General features: G+C 43.9%; 13 protein-coding genes and 1 other RNA gene. 9 read left to right on the top strand and 5 right to left on the bottom strand.

Translation table 11 applies throughout. The annotated features are described in order from the left end of the window. Window positions 1–34: 34 nt before the first annotated feature. A complete protein-coding gene (locus tag ACOOFG_RS07880) occupies window positions 35–2,371 on the bottom strand; it encodes a hypothetical protein (RefSeq protein WP_420420932.1) in 2,337 nt (778 codons plus the stop codon). Window positions 2,372–2,448: 77 nt separating this feature from the next. Between ACOOFG_RS07880 and ACOOFG_RS07875 the strand changes: the two genes are divergently transcribed. The 4 genes from ACOOFG_RS07875 (at window position 2,449) to ACOOFG_RS07860 (ending at window position 5,659) form a co-directional block, all read left to right on the top strand. After that, window positions 2,449–3,081, top strand: a complete 633-nt coding sequence (locus ACOOFG_RS07875; protein ID WP_420420931.1) for a MazG family protein — start codon at window positions 2,449–2,451, stop codon at window positions 3,079–3,081. 62 nt (window positions 3,082–3,143) lie between these two features. Beyond that, on the top strand, window positions 3,144–4,190 hold the full coding sequence (locus tag ACOOFG_RS07870) for a hypothetical protein (protein WP_420420930.1): 1,047 nt from the start codon (window positions 3,144–3,146) through the stop codon (window positions 4,188–4,190). Between the two features lie 39 nt (window positions 4,191–4,229). Next, window positions 4,230–4,691 (top strand): GyrI-like domain-containing protein, encoded by a 462-nt coding sequence (locus tag ACOOFG_RS07865; protein WP_420420929.1) that lies wholly within the window; start codon window positions 4,230–4,232, stop codon window positions 4,689–4,691. Between the two features lie 209 nt (window positions 4,692–4,900). Continuing rightward, window positions 4,901–5,659 carry a hypothetical protein gene (locus tag ACOOFG_RS07860; protein WP_420420928.1) on the top strand — a complete coding sequence of 253 codons (759 nt, stop codon included), beginning with the start codon at window positions 4,901–4,903 and terminating at the stop codon, window positions 5,657–5,659. Window positions 5,660–5,851: 192 nt separating this feature from the next. Here the strand turns inward: ACOOFG_RS07860 and ffs are convergent. The 3 genes from ffs to uvrA form a co-directional block, all read right to left on the bottom strand. Next, window positions 5,852–5,950, bottom strand: an RNA gene (ffs, locus tag ACOOFG_RS07855) — signal recognition particle sRNA small type. A 33-nt stretch (window positions 5,951–5,983) separates the two neighbouring features. After that, the gene (locus ACOOFG_RS07850; RefSeq protein ID WP_420420927.1) at window positions 5,984–7,621 is read right to left on the bottom strand and encodes a hypothetical protein; all 1,638 of its coding nucleotides are present in this window, start codon (window positions 7,619–7,621) and stop codon (window positions 5,984–5,986) included. Then, window positions 7,534–11,619 carry an excinuclease ABC subunit UvrA gene (gene uvrA / locus ACOOFG_RS07845; RefSeq protein WP_420420926.1) on the bottom strand — a complete coding sequence of 1,362 codons (4,086 nt, stop codon included), beginning with the start codon at window positions 11,617–11,619 and terminating at the stop codon, window positions 7,534–7,536. The genes ACOOFG_RS07850 and uvrA overlap by 88 nt, the downstream gene beginning before the upstream one ends. A 76-nt stretch (window positions 11,620–11,695) precedes the next feature. Here uvrA and pyk point away from each other — a divergent pair, with 76 nt between their 5' ends. After that, the gene (gene pyk / locus ACOOFG_RS07840) at window positions 11,696–13,504 is read left to right on the top strand and encodes a pyruvate kinase (RefSeq protein ID WP_420420925.1); all 1,809 of its coding nucleotides are present in this window, start codon (window positions 11,696–11,698) and stop codon (window positions 13,502–13,504) included. Here the strand turns inward: pyk and ACOOFG_RS07835 are convergent. Next, entirely contained in the window at window positions 13,501–14,358 is an 858-nt protein-coding gene (locus ACOOFG_RS07835; RefSeq protein WP_420420924.1) for a CPBP family intramembrane glutamic endopeptidase, read from the bottom strand. The two genes, pyk and ACOOFG_RS07835, sit on opposite strands and share 4 nt — an antisense overlap. 112 nt (window positions 14,359–14,470) lie before the next feature. Between ACOOFG_RS07835 and ACOOFG_RS07830 the strand changes: the two genes are divergently transcribed. The 4 genes from ACOOFG_RS07830 (at window position 14,471) to ACOOFG_RS07815 (ending at window position 16,828) form a co-directional block, all read left to right on the top strand. Further along, complete coding sequence (locus ACOOFG_RS07830; protein ID WP_420420923.1) at window positions 14,471–15,199, top strand: hypothetical protein; 729 nt, start codon at window positions 14,471–14,473, stop codon at window positions 15,197–15,199. A 93-nt stretch (window positions 15,200–15,292) separates the two neighbouring features. Next, window positions 15,293–16,255: a hypothetical protein gene (locus tag ACOOFG_RS07825; RefSeq protein WP_420420922.1), complete on the top strand. Its 963-nt coding sequence runs from the start codon at window positions 15,293–15,295 to the stop codon at window positions 16,253–16,255. Window positions 16,256–16,288: 33 nt separating this feature from the next. After that, window positions 16,289–16,507, top strand: a complete 219-nt coding sequence (locus ACOOFG_RS07820) for a hypothetical protein (protein WP_420420921.1) — start codon at window positions 16,289–16,291, stop codon at window positions 16,505–16,507. Between the two features lie 162 nt (window positions 16,508–16,669). Beyond that, window positions 16,670–16,828, top strand: a complete 159-nt coding sequence (locus tag ACOOFG_RS07815) for a hypothetical protein (protein WP_420420920.1) — start codon at window positions 16,670–16,672, stop codon at window positions 16,826–16,828. The last annotated feature ends 6 nt before the right edge of the window (window positions 16,829–16,834 follow it).

Raw genomic sequence — 16,834 nt, 5'->3', positions numbered from 1 at the left:
AAATTTCCTTGGACGAGTATAGCAGAAAAAATAATTATTGTGTTGAGGGAATTTTATCTTCGGTGATCAGATGAACAAAGAGTCCCTTCATGATAAAAGATTTTCGAATGAGATCGATAAAAAGCCCTTTATTTCGACTCAAATAACTTTCAGTTAAGGGAGAGAAAGCTGCATCTTCAGCATCTGTTAGAAATTCTTTGAGTGCCTTTCCAACATCTTCTGAAATTTCTTCATTGGATGTTTCAATGATCAGCGCGTGAGCAATTTTTTTGATATAGAGACCGATATGTTTTCGCACTTCTTCGACTCTCTTTTCGAGCACTTCCATATTTTCTGTTGGTCTGTGTTTGTTATAGTTGTAGTAATTTACAGCTTGAAGAATTTCAGTTCCTCGTTGCTCTAACTTTTCGCGTTTGGTGTAGCCTTTGTAAACACGCATGATTGTGTCGTAGATCTTATCCATCGCAGGAGGAAGAACTTTTTCAAATAAGACTTGGTCGAAAGGCTTACCTTCAGTGCTCAGAGATTCTTGCGTTTTGGCGCAAGCGACAAATGTTCTAACCGTTTCTTTCAGAGCCCGTTTAGCGCGGTTGGTTTTTGGATCAGAAGGAAGAGGTTGACCAGAAGACTCTTCGATGATTTCTAGTACTTCTTTGAGATTTTTCAAAACGACTTCAAGTAAGGAAAAGTGATAGGGCGTTGGGTTGAGAATGGCTTCTGTGACAACTTCATCGATTTTTTCAAAAAGTCGAGTGTGAACGATAACATGTTCAGTCACAGACATAAAGGCGATATTGAAGAGCCCCTGAAGTAGGAGCGCCGGAAGCTTTATAAACTGTGCGGCGAGTCTAAGTGGCAACACAGTCACCTGTTTGACGAGAACAATCATTGGGTTTAGAAAAACAAAAGTGCGATCTTTTCCCAAGCAGGGCTTGCATGCCCAACGGTACATAGAATCACTTAAGCGCTGTAATCTTCCGATGATATCGAGGCGTGAAAGGAAAAAGTCAAGGTTCATACTGCCTTGAGATTGCTCTTGCCTTTTATAGAGTTTCATTTTTAAGAAGTCATCTTGTGTCATATCATAGGTGTAAGATTGACTCCATTCATCGTATTTATTCACGAGGTAGTGAAAGAACCGGCTTGTTTTTTCTCCGATATAAATCATTGCGGGAATGGGAGATTCTTTCAGGCTGTTCTTGATGTTATCTAAGAGAGGGGAGCTCGTTAAGCACCGAAGGCTGGAATAATTTACTAACTTATAGATGGTCTCAAAAATTTGCTTATCGACCGACCATGGAATCCAAGCAGTTCCGAGGCGCTCTCTTTCTTCTTTTAAGAATTGAAGCACGAGCTTTTTGCGCTCTTCTGGAGTTTTGTGGTACGTCTTCGAAAGAACGGTATGAAAACCTGTTTGTGTGAGGTGATCACTTCCATAGCGCATTTTAAAAACAACTAATGTTGCAAAACATGAAGCGGAATCAACCGCTTTTTCTTTTTCCGTCTCTAAGTTCGTTTCAACTTTCCAATTAAACTCCGCAGGGATAGGCGAAAGAAGAGGTTTTTCTTGCCTATAACGGCTATAGGTTATGAAAAACTTATCTCGCTCAGGAGCCGTTCCACTACTGACACCAAAAAATCGAGGGTCACAGCCAATTTTTTTGCAGACGGCGCTAAACCCTTCTGGATCTGAATGGAGCACCTTCAAAATAAAGCTCTTGATATGTCCATCGAGATTTTCAAAGGTGACACCCTTAAATCCAAGTTTGTTTAAGTGGTATTTCAATAGGCGCTTTTTCAGTGGGGTGTCCGGTTGTTTTTGAAGGGCTCGAATCCTCTGAAGGGGAGATGGAGCAGGCTCATCTGGATGAGGAACTGCAATGCGGAGAAGGTCTATAGATGCTGTTTTGGTCGCTTTTTTTAAAGCATGTCCAGCTTTTTTGACTTTGGTCACACCACCTTGGGCCATGTCGATTTCGAATTCGAGCTTCTTTAAGGATGAAGTGATTTTGTCTTTTGCATTAGGATGGGATAGGAGCTCTAAAAGCTCTTGATGAAGAGAAGAAGAAACCTGTTTTTCATGGTTATCTTGTAAGAAAAAGGTGACAAGAGCAGCTTCAGCAATGTCTTTAGCTTTGGTTGGTGATGTGTCGTAAGTGTCCAAGGCTTTTTGGAGCTCTGAGGCCAATTCTTTAACGGGTTTTGGGGCATCTGCTTCAAGTGTTTTGACGTTTTTCCCCTGGAAGTAGTCGATGAAATCAGAAAGATGACCTTTAATAGGCTTGATATATTTAAAGTATGCAATCGTACCACCAGCAACAAGTAAAAAATCTTTTGCCGCAGAAATACCAAGTAGCGTTGGTACCACCATTTTCTATCTCCGTTGAAAATAAACGCGACATAGGTTACAAAAAGAGATCTTTTTTTACTGCAAAAAGAAAATTTTAAATGGAAGAATTTGACGAACTAAAAGACATTTGTGATGTCCTACATGGGCCGGATGGATGTCCATGGGATAAAAAACAAACGTTTCAATCTTTGCGCCCCCACCTGCTTGAAGAAACTCACGAGCTTCTCGAAGCAGTCGATGAAGATGACACAGATAAAATGGTAGAAGAGCTTGGTGACGTTCTGTTTGAAATCATTTTCTACGCCAAACTTGGAGAAAAGAGCGGTCGTTTTACGATTCAAGATGTGATTAAAACCATCAGTGAAAAGCTCATTCGTCGCCATCCTCATGTGTTTGGAGATTTAGCTGTTGATGACGCTGACGAAGTGGTCCATCATTGGGAACGGATCAAAAAACTTGAGAAGAAAGAGCGGAAACATGCTTTAGAGGGAATTCCCAAAACTTTGGGAGCCTTAGCACGTGCTCAAAAAGTTGTCAGTAAGATGATGCACAAGTCTGTTCCATTTCCAAAAGTTGAAGATCACGACTCACTTGAAGAAGCGATGGGTGATCAATTTCTCGATCTTATTGTGCAAGCTTGTCAAGAGAAAGTCGATGCGGAAAGTGCTGTGCGCAAAGCGCTCAAGAAGTTTGAACAGACGTACATTGCTCAAGAAGAAAAAAATTTCTAGATTTTGATCCAGTTACTTTGATACATTAGATATTTCTACTCATTTGCGACTGGAAAAACTGCATGCGAATTATTTTCTTCTGTTTGGCTTTGATCTTAGCATCTCTTCCCGCTTTTGGAGCAGTGCACGGGACATATCATCACCGCTTTGCTTTAGAAGGTGATTTTCTTCTTTGGAAACGAGCAAAGAGTTTACACAAAAGCTTCGTCAAAGCTGCAGGTGGTCCTCCCGTTATTTTAATTCCCAGCCCTGGTGGTGGGCTCATCCCCATCATTCCTCCGATTAATTATCCTTCTCATTGTGCAAAAGAGCCCGGTAAAACACTCATCAGTTCGAAGGACCTCGTCAACGACATGCACTTTGAGCCAGGAGTTCGCATCAGCGCCAAACTTTTTTACAACATTCATTCAACTTGGGTGCTTTCCTACACGGGTTTTTTGAATTGGAAAGGGCAGGACAAAGTTCATTGTCCATTGAACCTCAACCTCCCAGGACAGGTTGGACATGACTCGACAGATTATCACTATGCAGATCGAGCTAGGGATGACTATCTCTCTGAATTTTATACTGTGGACTTAACCTACTGGCGGCACGTCACGCCCAGGTATACAGATCACTTCTCTGTCTCTTGGATGATTGGTCTCCGCTTTTTTGATCTCGATGAGAAAATCAAGCTCTATTTCACCAAAGGACGACAGACAAGCACCTACCGTGTCAAAACTTTTAATCGCGCATTTGGGCCATTTTTTGGTGGAGACATTGAATACAATCCCTATCGCTTTCTCACATGGGGTCTAGCTGGCAATCTTGGGGGAGTCTTTAACCGCGGAAAGCAAAAAACACTCATGCGAGATAACAACAACACTGTTGTCGTTCGTGATTACGACCCAAGTGGTTCGAACTTTGGATATTTTGCCTATGTTTATCCGTTCATAGAGTTTCCATTCGTCAAGTTTTTCACTTTTCGCATTGGATATGAAATGCTTTATATTGGGCGGGTAGCCCTTGCAGACTACCAATTTGACTTCCATGGAACAGGGGATAAACTCAATCATGAGGGGAACATCATCTACCATGGACTCTTTGCAGGCATGCAGTTCAATTTTTAGATCGAGTACCAACTTAAAGAATCGAAAGGAGGCTCAGTTATGGAAAACTCAGTGGAAAGTAACGTTGTTGTGAAAAAAGCTTTTACGCTAATGGGGCCTCAGGTTCGTACACAAAATGACCCAGGCAAGGCGGATCAAGACATTCCCTCTCTTTGGGGTCAGGTTATGGAAGAAAACATTCTCTCTCAGATCGAGCACGCATCTTCTGAAACCATTTATGCGCTCTATAGTGGATATGAAGGAGATTACACTATGCCTTACGATTGCCTGATTGGAAAGGAAGTTTCTAATTGGGATCAGCTTCCTGAGGGAATGGTTGCAGTGACAATTCCGGAGCAGACCTATCAAGTCTTCAAAGTGCAAGGGCAGATGCCTCAAGCGATTTTTGAAATGTGGCAACACATTTGGGCAAACGATGCAAACCTGAAGCGTACTTATACATTTGATTTCGAGGTTTACAACACTCCAACAGACGTAGATATCTACATTTCAGTTTATTAAGGGTATATCATCAACTACACTGTGTTGCCTTAGATTTTCCTATTGAAAATTTCGTCGTTGTCCTGTTTCCACAACCCACTAAAGGGGTTGCCTCCATCGTACAACTTGAACTTTTCTCATAGGAAAGCCTCTTTCAACTTGTTTTATTTGATGACACACCCTAAACTTCAAAAAGTTTTTAGGATTTTTTGTCAAAAAACAGGCTAAAAATGTTTCGAGTTCACCTTCTTAGTGCTCTGTATGTGAGCCCGCCTCCGATTCCAAAGCAAAAGCTCTTTGATAACAATATCACAGCTATTGTGGTGAACTTCAGCGAGTATCTTTTTTCAATCCCCTGTAAATATCCCAACTATGTTGCGTCACTCAATCTCGATCTCACGGAAGTACAAACCTCAACATTGAAACGGATAGGACTCGTTGCTCTTTGGGTTTTATTTGGTGTCTGTTGGAAAAGTTTATGGAAGGTCGTGACTGTATTGGCTGTTATTAAGGTCTCAAATCGACTGGGCTTTGCCGAACCTCCAACTCCTCAAACCTATTCACGCCGCAACCCGAAACCTGTCCGCAAGCCACCTCCTACGAAGCTTCCACCTCCTATAAAGCCAACAGATTCTCCCAAAACCTATAATCCACCACCAAATTCTGTTGGGCCTCGTCGTGTAAGATGGGAAGAACCAAAGCCTCCTCGTTCATCAGACCTGGAAGATAGCATGTTTGAGGGCTTTGTTTTTGTGGAGGACGAGAAAGATAGTGAGCGTAAAGACCCACCGCCATCACAGGACTTGAGTGCTTCACGCAACTTTGTCATAGTCAATCCCGATGAAATCGAAGATTCAGCTGCGCGTATTTTAGGCAGTGACTGGGTGATGCTTGATGAGTATGAGCCCGATCCTCCAGTTTCCTCAGATGTTTCTTCTTCTGTTGGATCATTTGTCATGATCGACTCCTACATCGGCGACCAACAATAGTTTTTTACTCTTATAATATACCGGAGTTGGGCGACAAAAAGGGAGAGGTGGAGATCTAAGAATTTTTCCGATGAGTTTTTTTCATTTGCGACGCAGGGCATAGCCCAGCTATTTTCAAGGAGCAAATGGAAAAAAATCGCGGAAAAAACTTTGAAATACCCTCCCTCCTTTTTGGAGCCTAACTCCATAAAAAAAGCCGGAGAGTGCTCCTGGCATCAAACAGTGTCCTTAAGGCTGCTACATTCCTGTCCTGACCTGGTTCGGAATGCTCAAATCCAAGAGTTCCCCGGCTAGTAATTATTTTATCATGGATGGGGATTGAGATCAATGTTTCCTAAGGAAGGCAGCTGTATAGGAGGTGGGATGCTTTTCAATCTTCTCAGGTGTCCCTGTTGTGATGATTTCTCCTCCCTTTTCACCGGCCTCAGGGCCGAGGTCAATGATATGGTCTGCGATACGGAGGATATCGAGGTTGTGCTCAATGATGATTAAAGTATTTCCTTTATCGACGAGAGCATGAAAAAGAGGAATCAATTTAGCAATATCGTCTGCATGAAGACCGATGGTGGGTTCATCAAACAGATAGAGGGTTTTTCCTGTCGAGCGTTTGGCCAGTTCTCTTGCCAGTCGCATACGTCCTGCTTCACCTCCAGATAGACTTGCAATTTCTTGTCCAAGTGCAAGGTAGCCGAGCCCGACATTTTGCAACGTTTCGAGGCTTTTATGCAGTTTAGGAATGGGTGGTAGGAAGTGCGTTGCTTCATCGATTGTCAGTTTCAAGAGTTGGCCCAGGCTTTTGCCATGGTAGGTGACCTGTGAACTGAGAGGGTTAAGTCGGTTTCCTTTGCATGCATCACAGGTGACTTTAAGGGATGGGAGAAATTGCAGTCGAATCGTTTTGAATCCTAAACCCCAACAAGTCCGGCACATTCCTTTGAGGTGGTTGTAACTAAAATGTTTTGGTTTGAGTCCGCGCGCTTTTGCTTCGGGCAGTTCGGCGTAAAATTGACGAATAGGGGTGAGAATTTCATTGTAGGTGCTGACATCGGCACGGATTGTATGACCAATTGGGTTTTGATCGATCGTGATCAGTTTGTTGAATTGATCTACCCCCTCAATTGTTGCGTCTTCGACTTGGATGGATGTTTCTTTTGAGCGTGACGCAAGATGCACTTGTACTCCTTTCTTGAGGATGGCATGCATCAACGTGGATTTCCCTGAACCCGAAACGCCCGTGAGGCATGTGAGCGCTTTAGTAGGAATCTTCAAGGTAAGATTTTTAAGGTTATGTTTATTTGCGTTTCGGATGGTGATGTGAGTTTTGCTTTTGCGCCTTTTATCAGGAATGGGAAGTTTCTTTTTGCCACTGAGGTATTGTCCTGTCAAAGAACGAGGGTTCTTTTTAATTTGCGGCAAGGTTCCTTCAGCGATGATTTCTCCACCTTGTTTCCCCGCTTGCGGGCCAAAGTCAAAGAGATAGTCAGCAATCGAAAGTGTGAGCGGGTCGTGTTCGACGAGAAGTAGGGTATTCCCAAGTTTGCACAGGTGCTTGAGCGCTTCATTAAGGCGTGCATTATTTTGTGGATGCAGTCCAATGGTGGGTTCATCTAAGACATAGAGACAGCCGGTCAGACCGCTTCCAAGTTGACGCGCTAAGTGAATCCGTTGGGTTTCTCCTCCACTTAAGGTCGGAGCTTGGCGATCGAGTGACAGGTAGTCGAGACCAATATTGCACAAAAACTGGATTCGGTTTTCTAGTTGCTCGAGTGTTTCTGCTAGGAGCGGATTCGTGCTTTGTTCAAGAGATTGAATGAACGTTAACACTTGATGGAGGGGAAGAGAGCAGAGCTTTCCTAGAGTGACATCTTGCACTTTCACATGGCGTGCAAGAGGATTGAGTCTTTCTCCATTGCAGGTGACACATGTCGTCTGCTCAAGATGAGGAATGACCGATTCGCGCAATTGCCGTTTTCCTGCTTTAGCGCTGCGGGTAAATGCCGCATTGATCCCTGTCCAGCGAAAAACAATCCATCGTAGGTAAAGTCTTCAGAAGATCCGTTGAGCAAGAGTTGCAATTGCTTCACTGGAAGTTTGTATAAAGGGGTATCAGGGTCAATCCCTTCCGCATCCAAATAATCCAAAAAGAGTTCTTCAACTTCTTCGGTCCATTCGTCTTTCCACAGTTTGTGCATCAAAGCGTAAGGTGAAAGGTTCATCACTTTCTGATGCTTTAGCATGTTCGCCCCCCATTGGAAGCCTAACCCTAAACAATCGGGGCACATCCCATCGTCAGAGTTGAAAGAAAAGGTATGAGGTGTGATTGGAGGATAGCTTTTTCCTGTACTCGGGACAGCAAAAGAGAGGTTAAATAGGAGATCTTCTTCAGGTGTTGCAACGATAAACGGCTCTCTGGTGAGGCGGGTGGCTTGTTCGATCGCTTCAAAGAGCCTTTTTTCGACGCCTTCTCGAATGGCTAGGCGGTCCACCACCAAAAATAGCTCGTTTTTACGTCCCGCTTCATATGGGATTTCTTCGTCTAATGCATAATAGTCTCCATTGAGGCGAATGCGCAAAAATCCCTTTTGGATCAAATTTTCGGTGAGCTCTTCAAATGGTTGGCTTTTACTGATCTTGACAGGCGTTAAAATATGCAGGCGCGTTTTTTCAGGGAGTTGCATGAGATGATTGACAACATACTCACTTGTGATCGACTCGATTTTTTCTTCCGTTTCGGGGCAATATGCCGTTCCTGCATGAGCGTAAAGTAATCGCAGAAAGTCGTACACTTCCGTCATTGTTCCAATTGTCGAACGGGGGTTTCCTGCGTGGTGTTTTTGTTCGATGGCAATGGCAGGGGAAAGACCGTCGATTTCTTCGAGGCGAGGCTTAGGCATTTGTTTCACAAATTGACGCGCATAAGACGAGAGTGAGTCGATATAGCGTCTTTGCCCCTCGGCATAAATTGTGTCGAAAGCAAGAGATGATTTCCCGGATCCAGATGGTCCCGTGCAAATGGTGATTTTGTTGCGTGGAATTTTTAGCGACACTCCCTTCAAGTTGTTTTGCGCTGCGCCGCGGACTTCAAGTGCGGCAGCGGGAGGTGCGAGCTCTTTTTTCTTTGTCGTCGCTGTCCGTTTTTTGGGCTTTAAAATCGAGCGCACGGCATGGCCAGTTGGCGTTTTTAATTTGGCAATCGCTTCGGGAGTTCCTTGTGCGGTGATTTGTCCTCCATCTTTTCCTCCTTCCGGCCCTAAATCAATGATCCAATCGGCAGTTTTAACCATATCCATATTGTGTTCAATGACCAGTACCGTATTGCCAGCGGCGCGCAGCTGTTGCAAAATTTCGATGAGTTTGGCGATGTTGTGAAAGTGAAGCCCAGTTGTGGGCTCATCTAAGATGTACAAGGTTTTCCCAGTTGCCGGGCGGATGAGTTCGCGTGCGAGTTTAATGCGTTGCGCTTCTCCACCTGACAAGGTTGTCGAGGATTGTCCTAAGGTGATGTAGCCCAATCCCACTTTGAGGAGCAAGCTAAGCTTGTGGTAGATCGGAGGAATGTTTTCGAAAAAGGTTGAGGCTTCTTCAACTGTCATTTCCAGGACATCGTGAATGCTTTTTCCTTTATAGAGGATGCTGAGCGTTTGAAGATCAAAGCGTTTGCCTTCGCAAACAGGGCAGGTTGACCAAACATCATCCATAAAGTCCATGTCGATGCGTAGCATTCCCATTCCACGACACTCAGGACAAGAACCTTCAGCGACATTGAAGCTGAATCGACCAGGCTTGTAACCGTAAGCTTGGCTTTCGGGCAATTTTGTAAACAAGTCGCGGATGTCGTCGAAGACTTTGATGTAGGTGCTGGGATTCGATCGAGGAGTGCGGCCAATGGGCGTTTGGTCAATGGCTATGACCTTATCTAAATGCTCAATTCCTTCAAGAGATTTGTGTTTGCCCACCTTCTTTTCAGCTTTGTGAAGTTGATTGGCTAAAGTGGGATAGAGAATGTCTGTGACGAGGGAAGATTTGCCCGACCCAGATACGCCTGTGACGGCGACAAAAACTTCTAAAGGGATGTCGACCGTGACATTTTTGAGATTGTGGTATTTAGCTCCTTTGATCGTCAGCTTCTTTTCAGTCGGTGGGGTGCGTTTTTTGGGAATAGGGATCTTTTTTTTGCCACTGAGGTAAGCTCCAGTGAGTGAGCGAGGAGCGGCGATGAGGTCATCTAGTGTTCCTTGTGCGACAATTTCTCCACCGAGAGTTCCTGCTTCGGGCCCGATGTCGACGATATGATCCGCGGCATCCATCGTTTCTTCGTCGTGCTCAACGACAATGATTGTATTACCTCGGTCACGGAGTGTTTTAAGGGTGGCGATGAGTTTCGTGTTGTCTCTTGGGTGCAGGCCAATTGAAGGTTCATCGAGGATATAAGTTGCCGCAACGAGTCCTGATCCAATTTGCGAGGCGAGTCGAACACGCTGCGCTTCTCCTCCTGATAACGTCGGTGCAGTTCGGTCGAGTGTTAGGTAGTAAAGACCCACATTCAAGAGAAAGTCGAGACGTTTTTGAATTTCTTGCAGAAGATCCCGTCCAATCATGAGCTCAAAGGGAGTGAGCTTCAGTTGATTAAAAAAGCTAGAAGCTTCCTCAATTGTCAGGGTAGTCACTTCCTGAATCTTTTTTGATCCAATCTTTGTGGCCGCAGGGTAGGGCTTGATGCGTGAGCCTTCACAATCAGGGCAAACAGCTTCATGCATCAGCTTTTCCATATTGGACCGGTAAACATCACTTTTTGCTTCGTTAAAACGGTTTTTGGCTTCAGCGAGCACTCCACGCCATTTGACGTACTCTGTCCAAACAGTTTTCTTTTTGGGATGGACGAACCGCATGCGGGTCCACTTCTTTTTATTGCCATGGAGAAAGACCTTTTTGGCACTTTCTGAAAGCTTTTTCCAAGGCGTGTCTAAACTGAAGTTGTAGAGATCTGCTAAATTATCGTAGATGTTTCCCCATTTCACTGTTTCGTAGCTGCTTGCAACAGAGCAACACCCTTCGGCGATACTTAATTCAGGGTCAATGATCAGATCTAAATCAAAGTCTTGGATGACACCAAGACCTTCACATGTTGGGCACATTCCAGCAGGGTGGTTGAAGGAAAAGTCGTGTGGTTCAAGCGGGGAGTACGACTCACCAGATTTTTTTGCGTGTGCGTGTTGTGAAAAGAGGGTTTCAACACCAGTGCTGTGATCGAAAACGCTCATGACACCTTGCCCAAGCTCAAGCGCCTGCGAAACGGCTTCCGTCAAACGGGGCTTTTCAGCTTTTGTAAGAACCAATCGATCGACGACGAGATCGATGTCGTGGGCAGTCGTCTTATCAACGGCGATGTCTTCAGAAAGATCAACCAAATTCTGGTCGAGCCGAATGCGAGTGAATCCTTTGCGGATGAGTTCGTCAAACAGGTCTTTAAACTCTCCTTTTTTTCCTCGGGTATGGGGAGCGAGAATGAGAAGTTTCGATTTTTCAGGATAGGTTTCAATGGCTCTTAGAATTTGTTCGGTGCTTTGTGGTTGCACCTTTTCGCCGCTGATCGGACAGTGTGGGGTTCCGACTCGAGCAAAAAGAACCCTCAGGTAATCGTAAATCCCTGTCATTGTGCCAACTGTTGAGCGGGGATTTCTTCCTGCAGTTTTTTGCTCGATGGCAATGGTGGGTGAGATCCCTTCAATCGGATCGGCATCTGGTTTCGAAAGATTTCCCATATAGCGACGGGCGTAGTTCGACAGGGACTCGATGTAGCGCCTTTGTCCTTCTACATAAATCGTATCAAAGGCAAGCGAAGACTTTCCTGATCCTGAAACTCCAGTAAAAACAATGAACGCTCCTGATTGAAGCGTGAGGTCAACTCCCTTGAGATTGTGGACCTTAACATTTTTTAGACGAATAGGTTGCTGTGTCATGGCAAAGAGTATAAAATATTCACTGCTGTAGAATAAAGCATTTTTCAGCTATAAAAAAGATTAGAGGTTAAGAGTAATGGCACTGACGCGTACGAAAATCATTTGCACTATGGGACCTGCGGTCTCAGATTACAAAAAAATCCTAGAGCTTATCGATGCTGGGATGAATGTGGCACGGCTAAATATGAGCCATGGAGATCACAATCAGCATCGTGAAACGATTCGAATGCTCAAACAAGCACGTGAAGAAAGAGGGCTACCTCTTGCGATCATGCTCGATACTAAAGGGCCAGAAATCCGTGTTGGGAAGATCAAAGGTGACGCCATTGCTCTCAAGAAAAAGCAGACGTTGAAGATCCTGCGCGGTGATATCGAAGGGTCAGAAGAAGCCATTAGCGTCATTCCCCCTAACATTGTCGATGACATCCCTCTCCATGCCACGGTTCTCTTTGATGATGGCTACATCAACTCCCACGTGATTGAAAAAACCAAAAAGGGGATTGTCGTTGAAATCAAAAATAATGGCGTCCTCCGTAGTCAAAAAGGGGTGAACATTCCTCATGCTGAACTCAACCTTCCAGCTGTGACGGAGCAAGACATTAAAGACATCATCTTTGGTTGCGAAGAAGGAATTGACCTTCTTGCTGCTTCGTTCATTCGCAATGCTGATCACATCCTCGAAATTAAGAAGCTGCTTGCGCAGCATCAGAAAAGCCCCATTCTTGTGATTGCCAAAATCGAAAACGCATTAGGGGTGAAAAACTTTGATAGTATCTTGCAAGCAACAGATGGAGTCATGGTCGCCCGAGGCGATCTTGGAGTGGAACTGCCCATAACGCAAGTTCCCAAACTCCAAAAAATGATGATTCGCAAGTGTTACCAAGCCTTTAAGCCCGTCATCACAGCGACGCAAATGCTCGAATCGATGATAGAAAACCTCCGCCCGACCCGTGCGGAAGTATCGGATGTTGCCAATGCGATTTACGACAGCACCTCAGCGGTCATGCTTTCAGGTGAAACGGCAGTCGGAAAGTACCCAGTAGAAACCGTTCGCCTCATGCGTAGTACAATTTTAGCTGCAGAGAAAGACTTCAAGTACGAAGAGTTTTTCTATAATGATGTGGCTCGGCGCGTGTTTAACGACATTTCCTCTTCTGTAGCTCTTGCCGCTGTCAAAACAGCTTATGCAGGACATGGGAAAGCGCTCATTGCTCTCACGACTAGCGGATTTACGGCGCGCGTTATGGCTCGCTTTCGCCCGAAGATGCCCATCATTGCCATCACGCCTGAAGAACGAACCTATCACCAACTTGCATTTGTTTGGGGAGTCACCCCTGTTCATGCAGCCGTCGAAAATGTGAAGCAAGGCATGGCAAAAGCCAGTTGCTTCGCACTGCAGCATAAAATTCTGCATTATGGAGACCTGATTGTGGTGACCTCAGGATCGCCCTTTGGAATCAGTGGAACTACCAACATGATGCTTGTCGACAATATTGGGGATGTTCTTGTGCGAGGCATGCTTGGAGAAGGGAAGAAAGTTCACGGTAAGGTAAAAGTCATTCTTAGCTTTGACCCAGAATCTTCTTATAAGGTCAAGGATCGTTTGGTCGTGATTCCTCACTGCCATGAAAAGTATAAACACTTTCTCAAAGGGGCGGCTGGTATCATCTTGCAAAACCATCCAGATGATATCCACTCAGAAGAGATGGGAAAATTGATTGCACACGACCTCAAAATCCCCATTCTTCTGAGAGCAGATGCTGCTTGTACCATTCTCAAAGATGACCAAATGGTCACTCTCGACCCTACACGTGGTCTCGTGTTTGAGGGGATTGTTGAGTCTGAAGAGGAGATGCTGACACAAGTTTGCAAAGTTCCGTCCTAACTTGCCTGTCTGGAAGTCGCTGACTCAAAACAATGCTTAATTTTTCCGAGTAACATATTGGTTGCATAAATAGGGGTTCCAATGGCGCTAAATGCTGCCAAATAACATAGCACTGCGAGGTCTTCTGCCGTCATGTGTTGGACCTTATGAAAGTCTCGTGTATTCCAGTCAAACTCAAATTGAATTCCTTTCACATTGAAACCAATATGTAAAAAAGCCGCTCCAATTAAGCCGAAATAATGTTGTGCAAACGAACAAATCACACCTAAGCATGCTGTATTGATAAATTGCCCAAGTAGTGTTTCTTTTGGGTGGGGGTTTGCTAGATGTATTGCAGCGAAACCTAGGCTAGATATACAGGTTCTTTTCATGGAGAATTCTGCAAAATCAGATGAAGTTTTAGGTAAGGCAACTGTTTCTATAAAATATCGATGGACGACTTCTTCAAATACTCCTAAAGTAGTATAAAGTACTAAATTGTATACAAGGATTTGGTCTAAACTCCTTTTAGCCGAATCAGCACCTTTCTTACACTGTTGCAGGTTAGCTTGTGTGTATTCTTTATAGCTTTTGCCATCACACAGATCAATAGGCAACCCTAGGTTTTTCGCAGCGATTTGATTGATAGTGAGTAAGGAAGCATTTAGAACATATCCCGCAGAAAAGCAAGCTGCTGATGTCAGAGCAGTAGAACCAATAGAACTTAATTGATTAATTATAGAATTTCCCTCGATTTTTTTATTAGGAATAATAAATAAATGTGTTGTTTTTGTATTGTTTTTTACGAAAAAATTAATTTTTAACGCCTTGAATAGGAGGAGTAAGTGTCTAGAAATGAATAAAAAGCCCTTCATTGCATTTATTATTTATAATAATTGTTTTAATGATTTTTAATTGCAAATAAATTGATCTGGTTTATAATTACCGGAAAATTATTTCAGTAGAGAAGAAGAAGGATATAAGAAGATGTTTACAGCAATAAAAAATTTCTTTGTGCGTCCAAGTCATGACTTTTTTGGACCAGAGGCAAGCGAAGACAACCTACAATGCCCTATTTCCCTTGAAGAAGCAAAGGATCATTTGATCTTAGGTTGTAACGAAGGTATGGAACGTGTACGAGTGATCGATGAAATGGCAAAGGCCATTGCAGAATCTGACATCCGCCCTTCATGGCTACGCCATAATGGTTCTGTTGAGCTCAGCAAGTTGCGTGAGACGATCACAATGACTGATACAGTTGCCAAAATGTTACTGACAGATGCAGGGTTTGTCAAACTAAGTGACCTTCATATTTACGATCGTGAGACTGTGAACGGGAGTACGCAAAGAGAGGGATATGAAAGAGATTATACTAAGTGTGGTGTTTGTCGAACAGAAATTCAGGCGGTGACTGTTTCAAGAGCACTGGCACTGCGCATTCAAATGGGAGCAAGCTTTGATCCCAAAGCGGCGAGAGAGATATTCAAAGAGCCCTCAAAAGTGATAACTGTCCATGAATATCAAAAACTAGGAATTCCGCAGCCCGAGAGACTGTTGAAAAAAGTTGAGAATACAACAGCTTACAGTTGGAAGTTTGACAGCTTTTTTTGGTCGCGTACAGCGACATTGTCGTTTCTTGCAATGGCGGTGATAGGTTCGGCGTACTATACAGGATATGTCCCAACTTTTAGCGTTGCACTTCTTCCGACTTTCTAAAAATTCTTAGTTGGTTTAAGATTTCCCCATTTTGAACGGGCTGAAGAGAGAGAAAAAAATTTCACTCTGGAGCCAAGAAAATGGGGACTTTTCATGTCGACAGTCGATCCCTTCGGTCCGAATGGAGTGAATCTTACATGTCCTATTTGCCTAGAAGAACATCTTTCAAAAAAGTTTACGGCACTTGACTGTAATTTTGGGAAAGAGCGACTTGCTCTCATTGATAAGATTCTCGATGAGCAAGGACATGCTTGGAAAGAAGGGCGTCAGCTTCTCTGGATTGATGACTGGATGCGCATTGATCCAAAAGAACTCCGAAAAACTTCTTTTATGACAGAGAAATATCTCCCTTTACTTGATCCAACGCAAGATGAAAGTAAAAGACTCCTCACAAACGAGGGCTATTTCAACCTTTCTGGTCTTCATGGAGGATGCAAGGAATGCTATGACCGCGTGATTCAAACAGATTGTAAATGTCCCACCTGTCGAGCAGAGCATGTGCAAGGATGCAGCTCGAAGTATCTCGATAGAAAACTTCAGACGAGCACGGTAGGTCTTGCTCGGCCAGCTATCAGCGCTCCTATGCAGCCGCTCAATGCAGAGGTAAGAGATTTTTTTGGAGATATCAGAAGAATGCTTGGGTGTTTTGGCCGCTCGGTCATTGGTGGAGGAGACGTTTCAAGAAGCGAGCACTTGCAAATAGGAACTCACTATTTAGTCCGCTATGTCTCAATGGCAATTGATGGCTTGATCCACAATATTTTGTTTCATGGGGCTGTTAAAGTCGCCTTACTGGCGTTTGAGCGTTTTGGTTTCCGTGGACTGGGGCCGTGGAAACAACTTGCCGATGCAGCTATCGAATGGAACATGAGTTGGGCGCAACATATTATCATTTGGAAAGCATTTGCTAGCACTTTCAACTACTCGTTTAGGCAATTTTCAGTGAACATGAGCTATACAGGACTGTCACACCATGTTGCTCGGGTAGACCTACTAGCAGTGCTTTGGTTAGGATTTAAGACTTTCTATAACACAGATTTCGGCTGGAAAATTTGATAAAAGGTATAACCTCAAAGAGGAGGTAGATTGATGTCTTTATCAGTGGAATATAGCTATCTCGAGCTCACGAACATGGGGCTATCTCCTCCGTGGTTTTTGATGGCTCGCAGGAGTGAGAATCACGCTTCATTAGAAGGATGCATAGCCATATCAATTGTTTTCCCAAAGGGGTGTAAGATGGAAGCTCAAAACCCCAAAGATATTTTGCAAATTTGGATCGACTGGAAGACAAGTACAGCGTTTCTTTAAAAGTTTGTCATGGATGTGCTTAGATTTTTGATGAAATTTGTTCTCATAAAATCGAGAACATTGTCCATGAGATAAGGAGAGATTTTAAGAGGACAAAGGGCATTAAAAAGATAAGTGCAGACAGACAAGATTTTAATGAAACTCTGTACTATTAGGCGACAGATGCAAATGAAGGTGAATCATGGAAAGCGTGCAGATTTTCTTGAAACAGGAAAGCTGGGCCAGCTTTTTGAAGCCGCTCAAGCAGCAGCGAAGCGGTATCAAGAAAATGTAAGCAATTTTGGTATCTCAATCAAAAGGAAATGGAAAGCCGTCTGCTAGCTCACT

The organism is Simkania sp., assembly GCF_965215465.1.
GTDB lineage: Bacteria > Chlamydiota > Chlamydiia > Chlamydiales > Simkaniaceae > Simkania.
The sequence above is the reverse complement of the archived record's forward strand: the minus strand, read 5'-3'. Positions and strand labels throughout refer to the sequence as shown.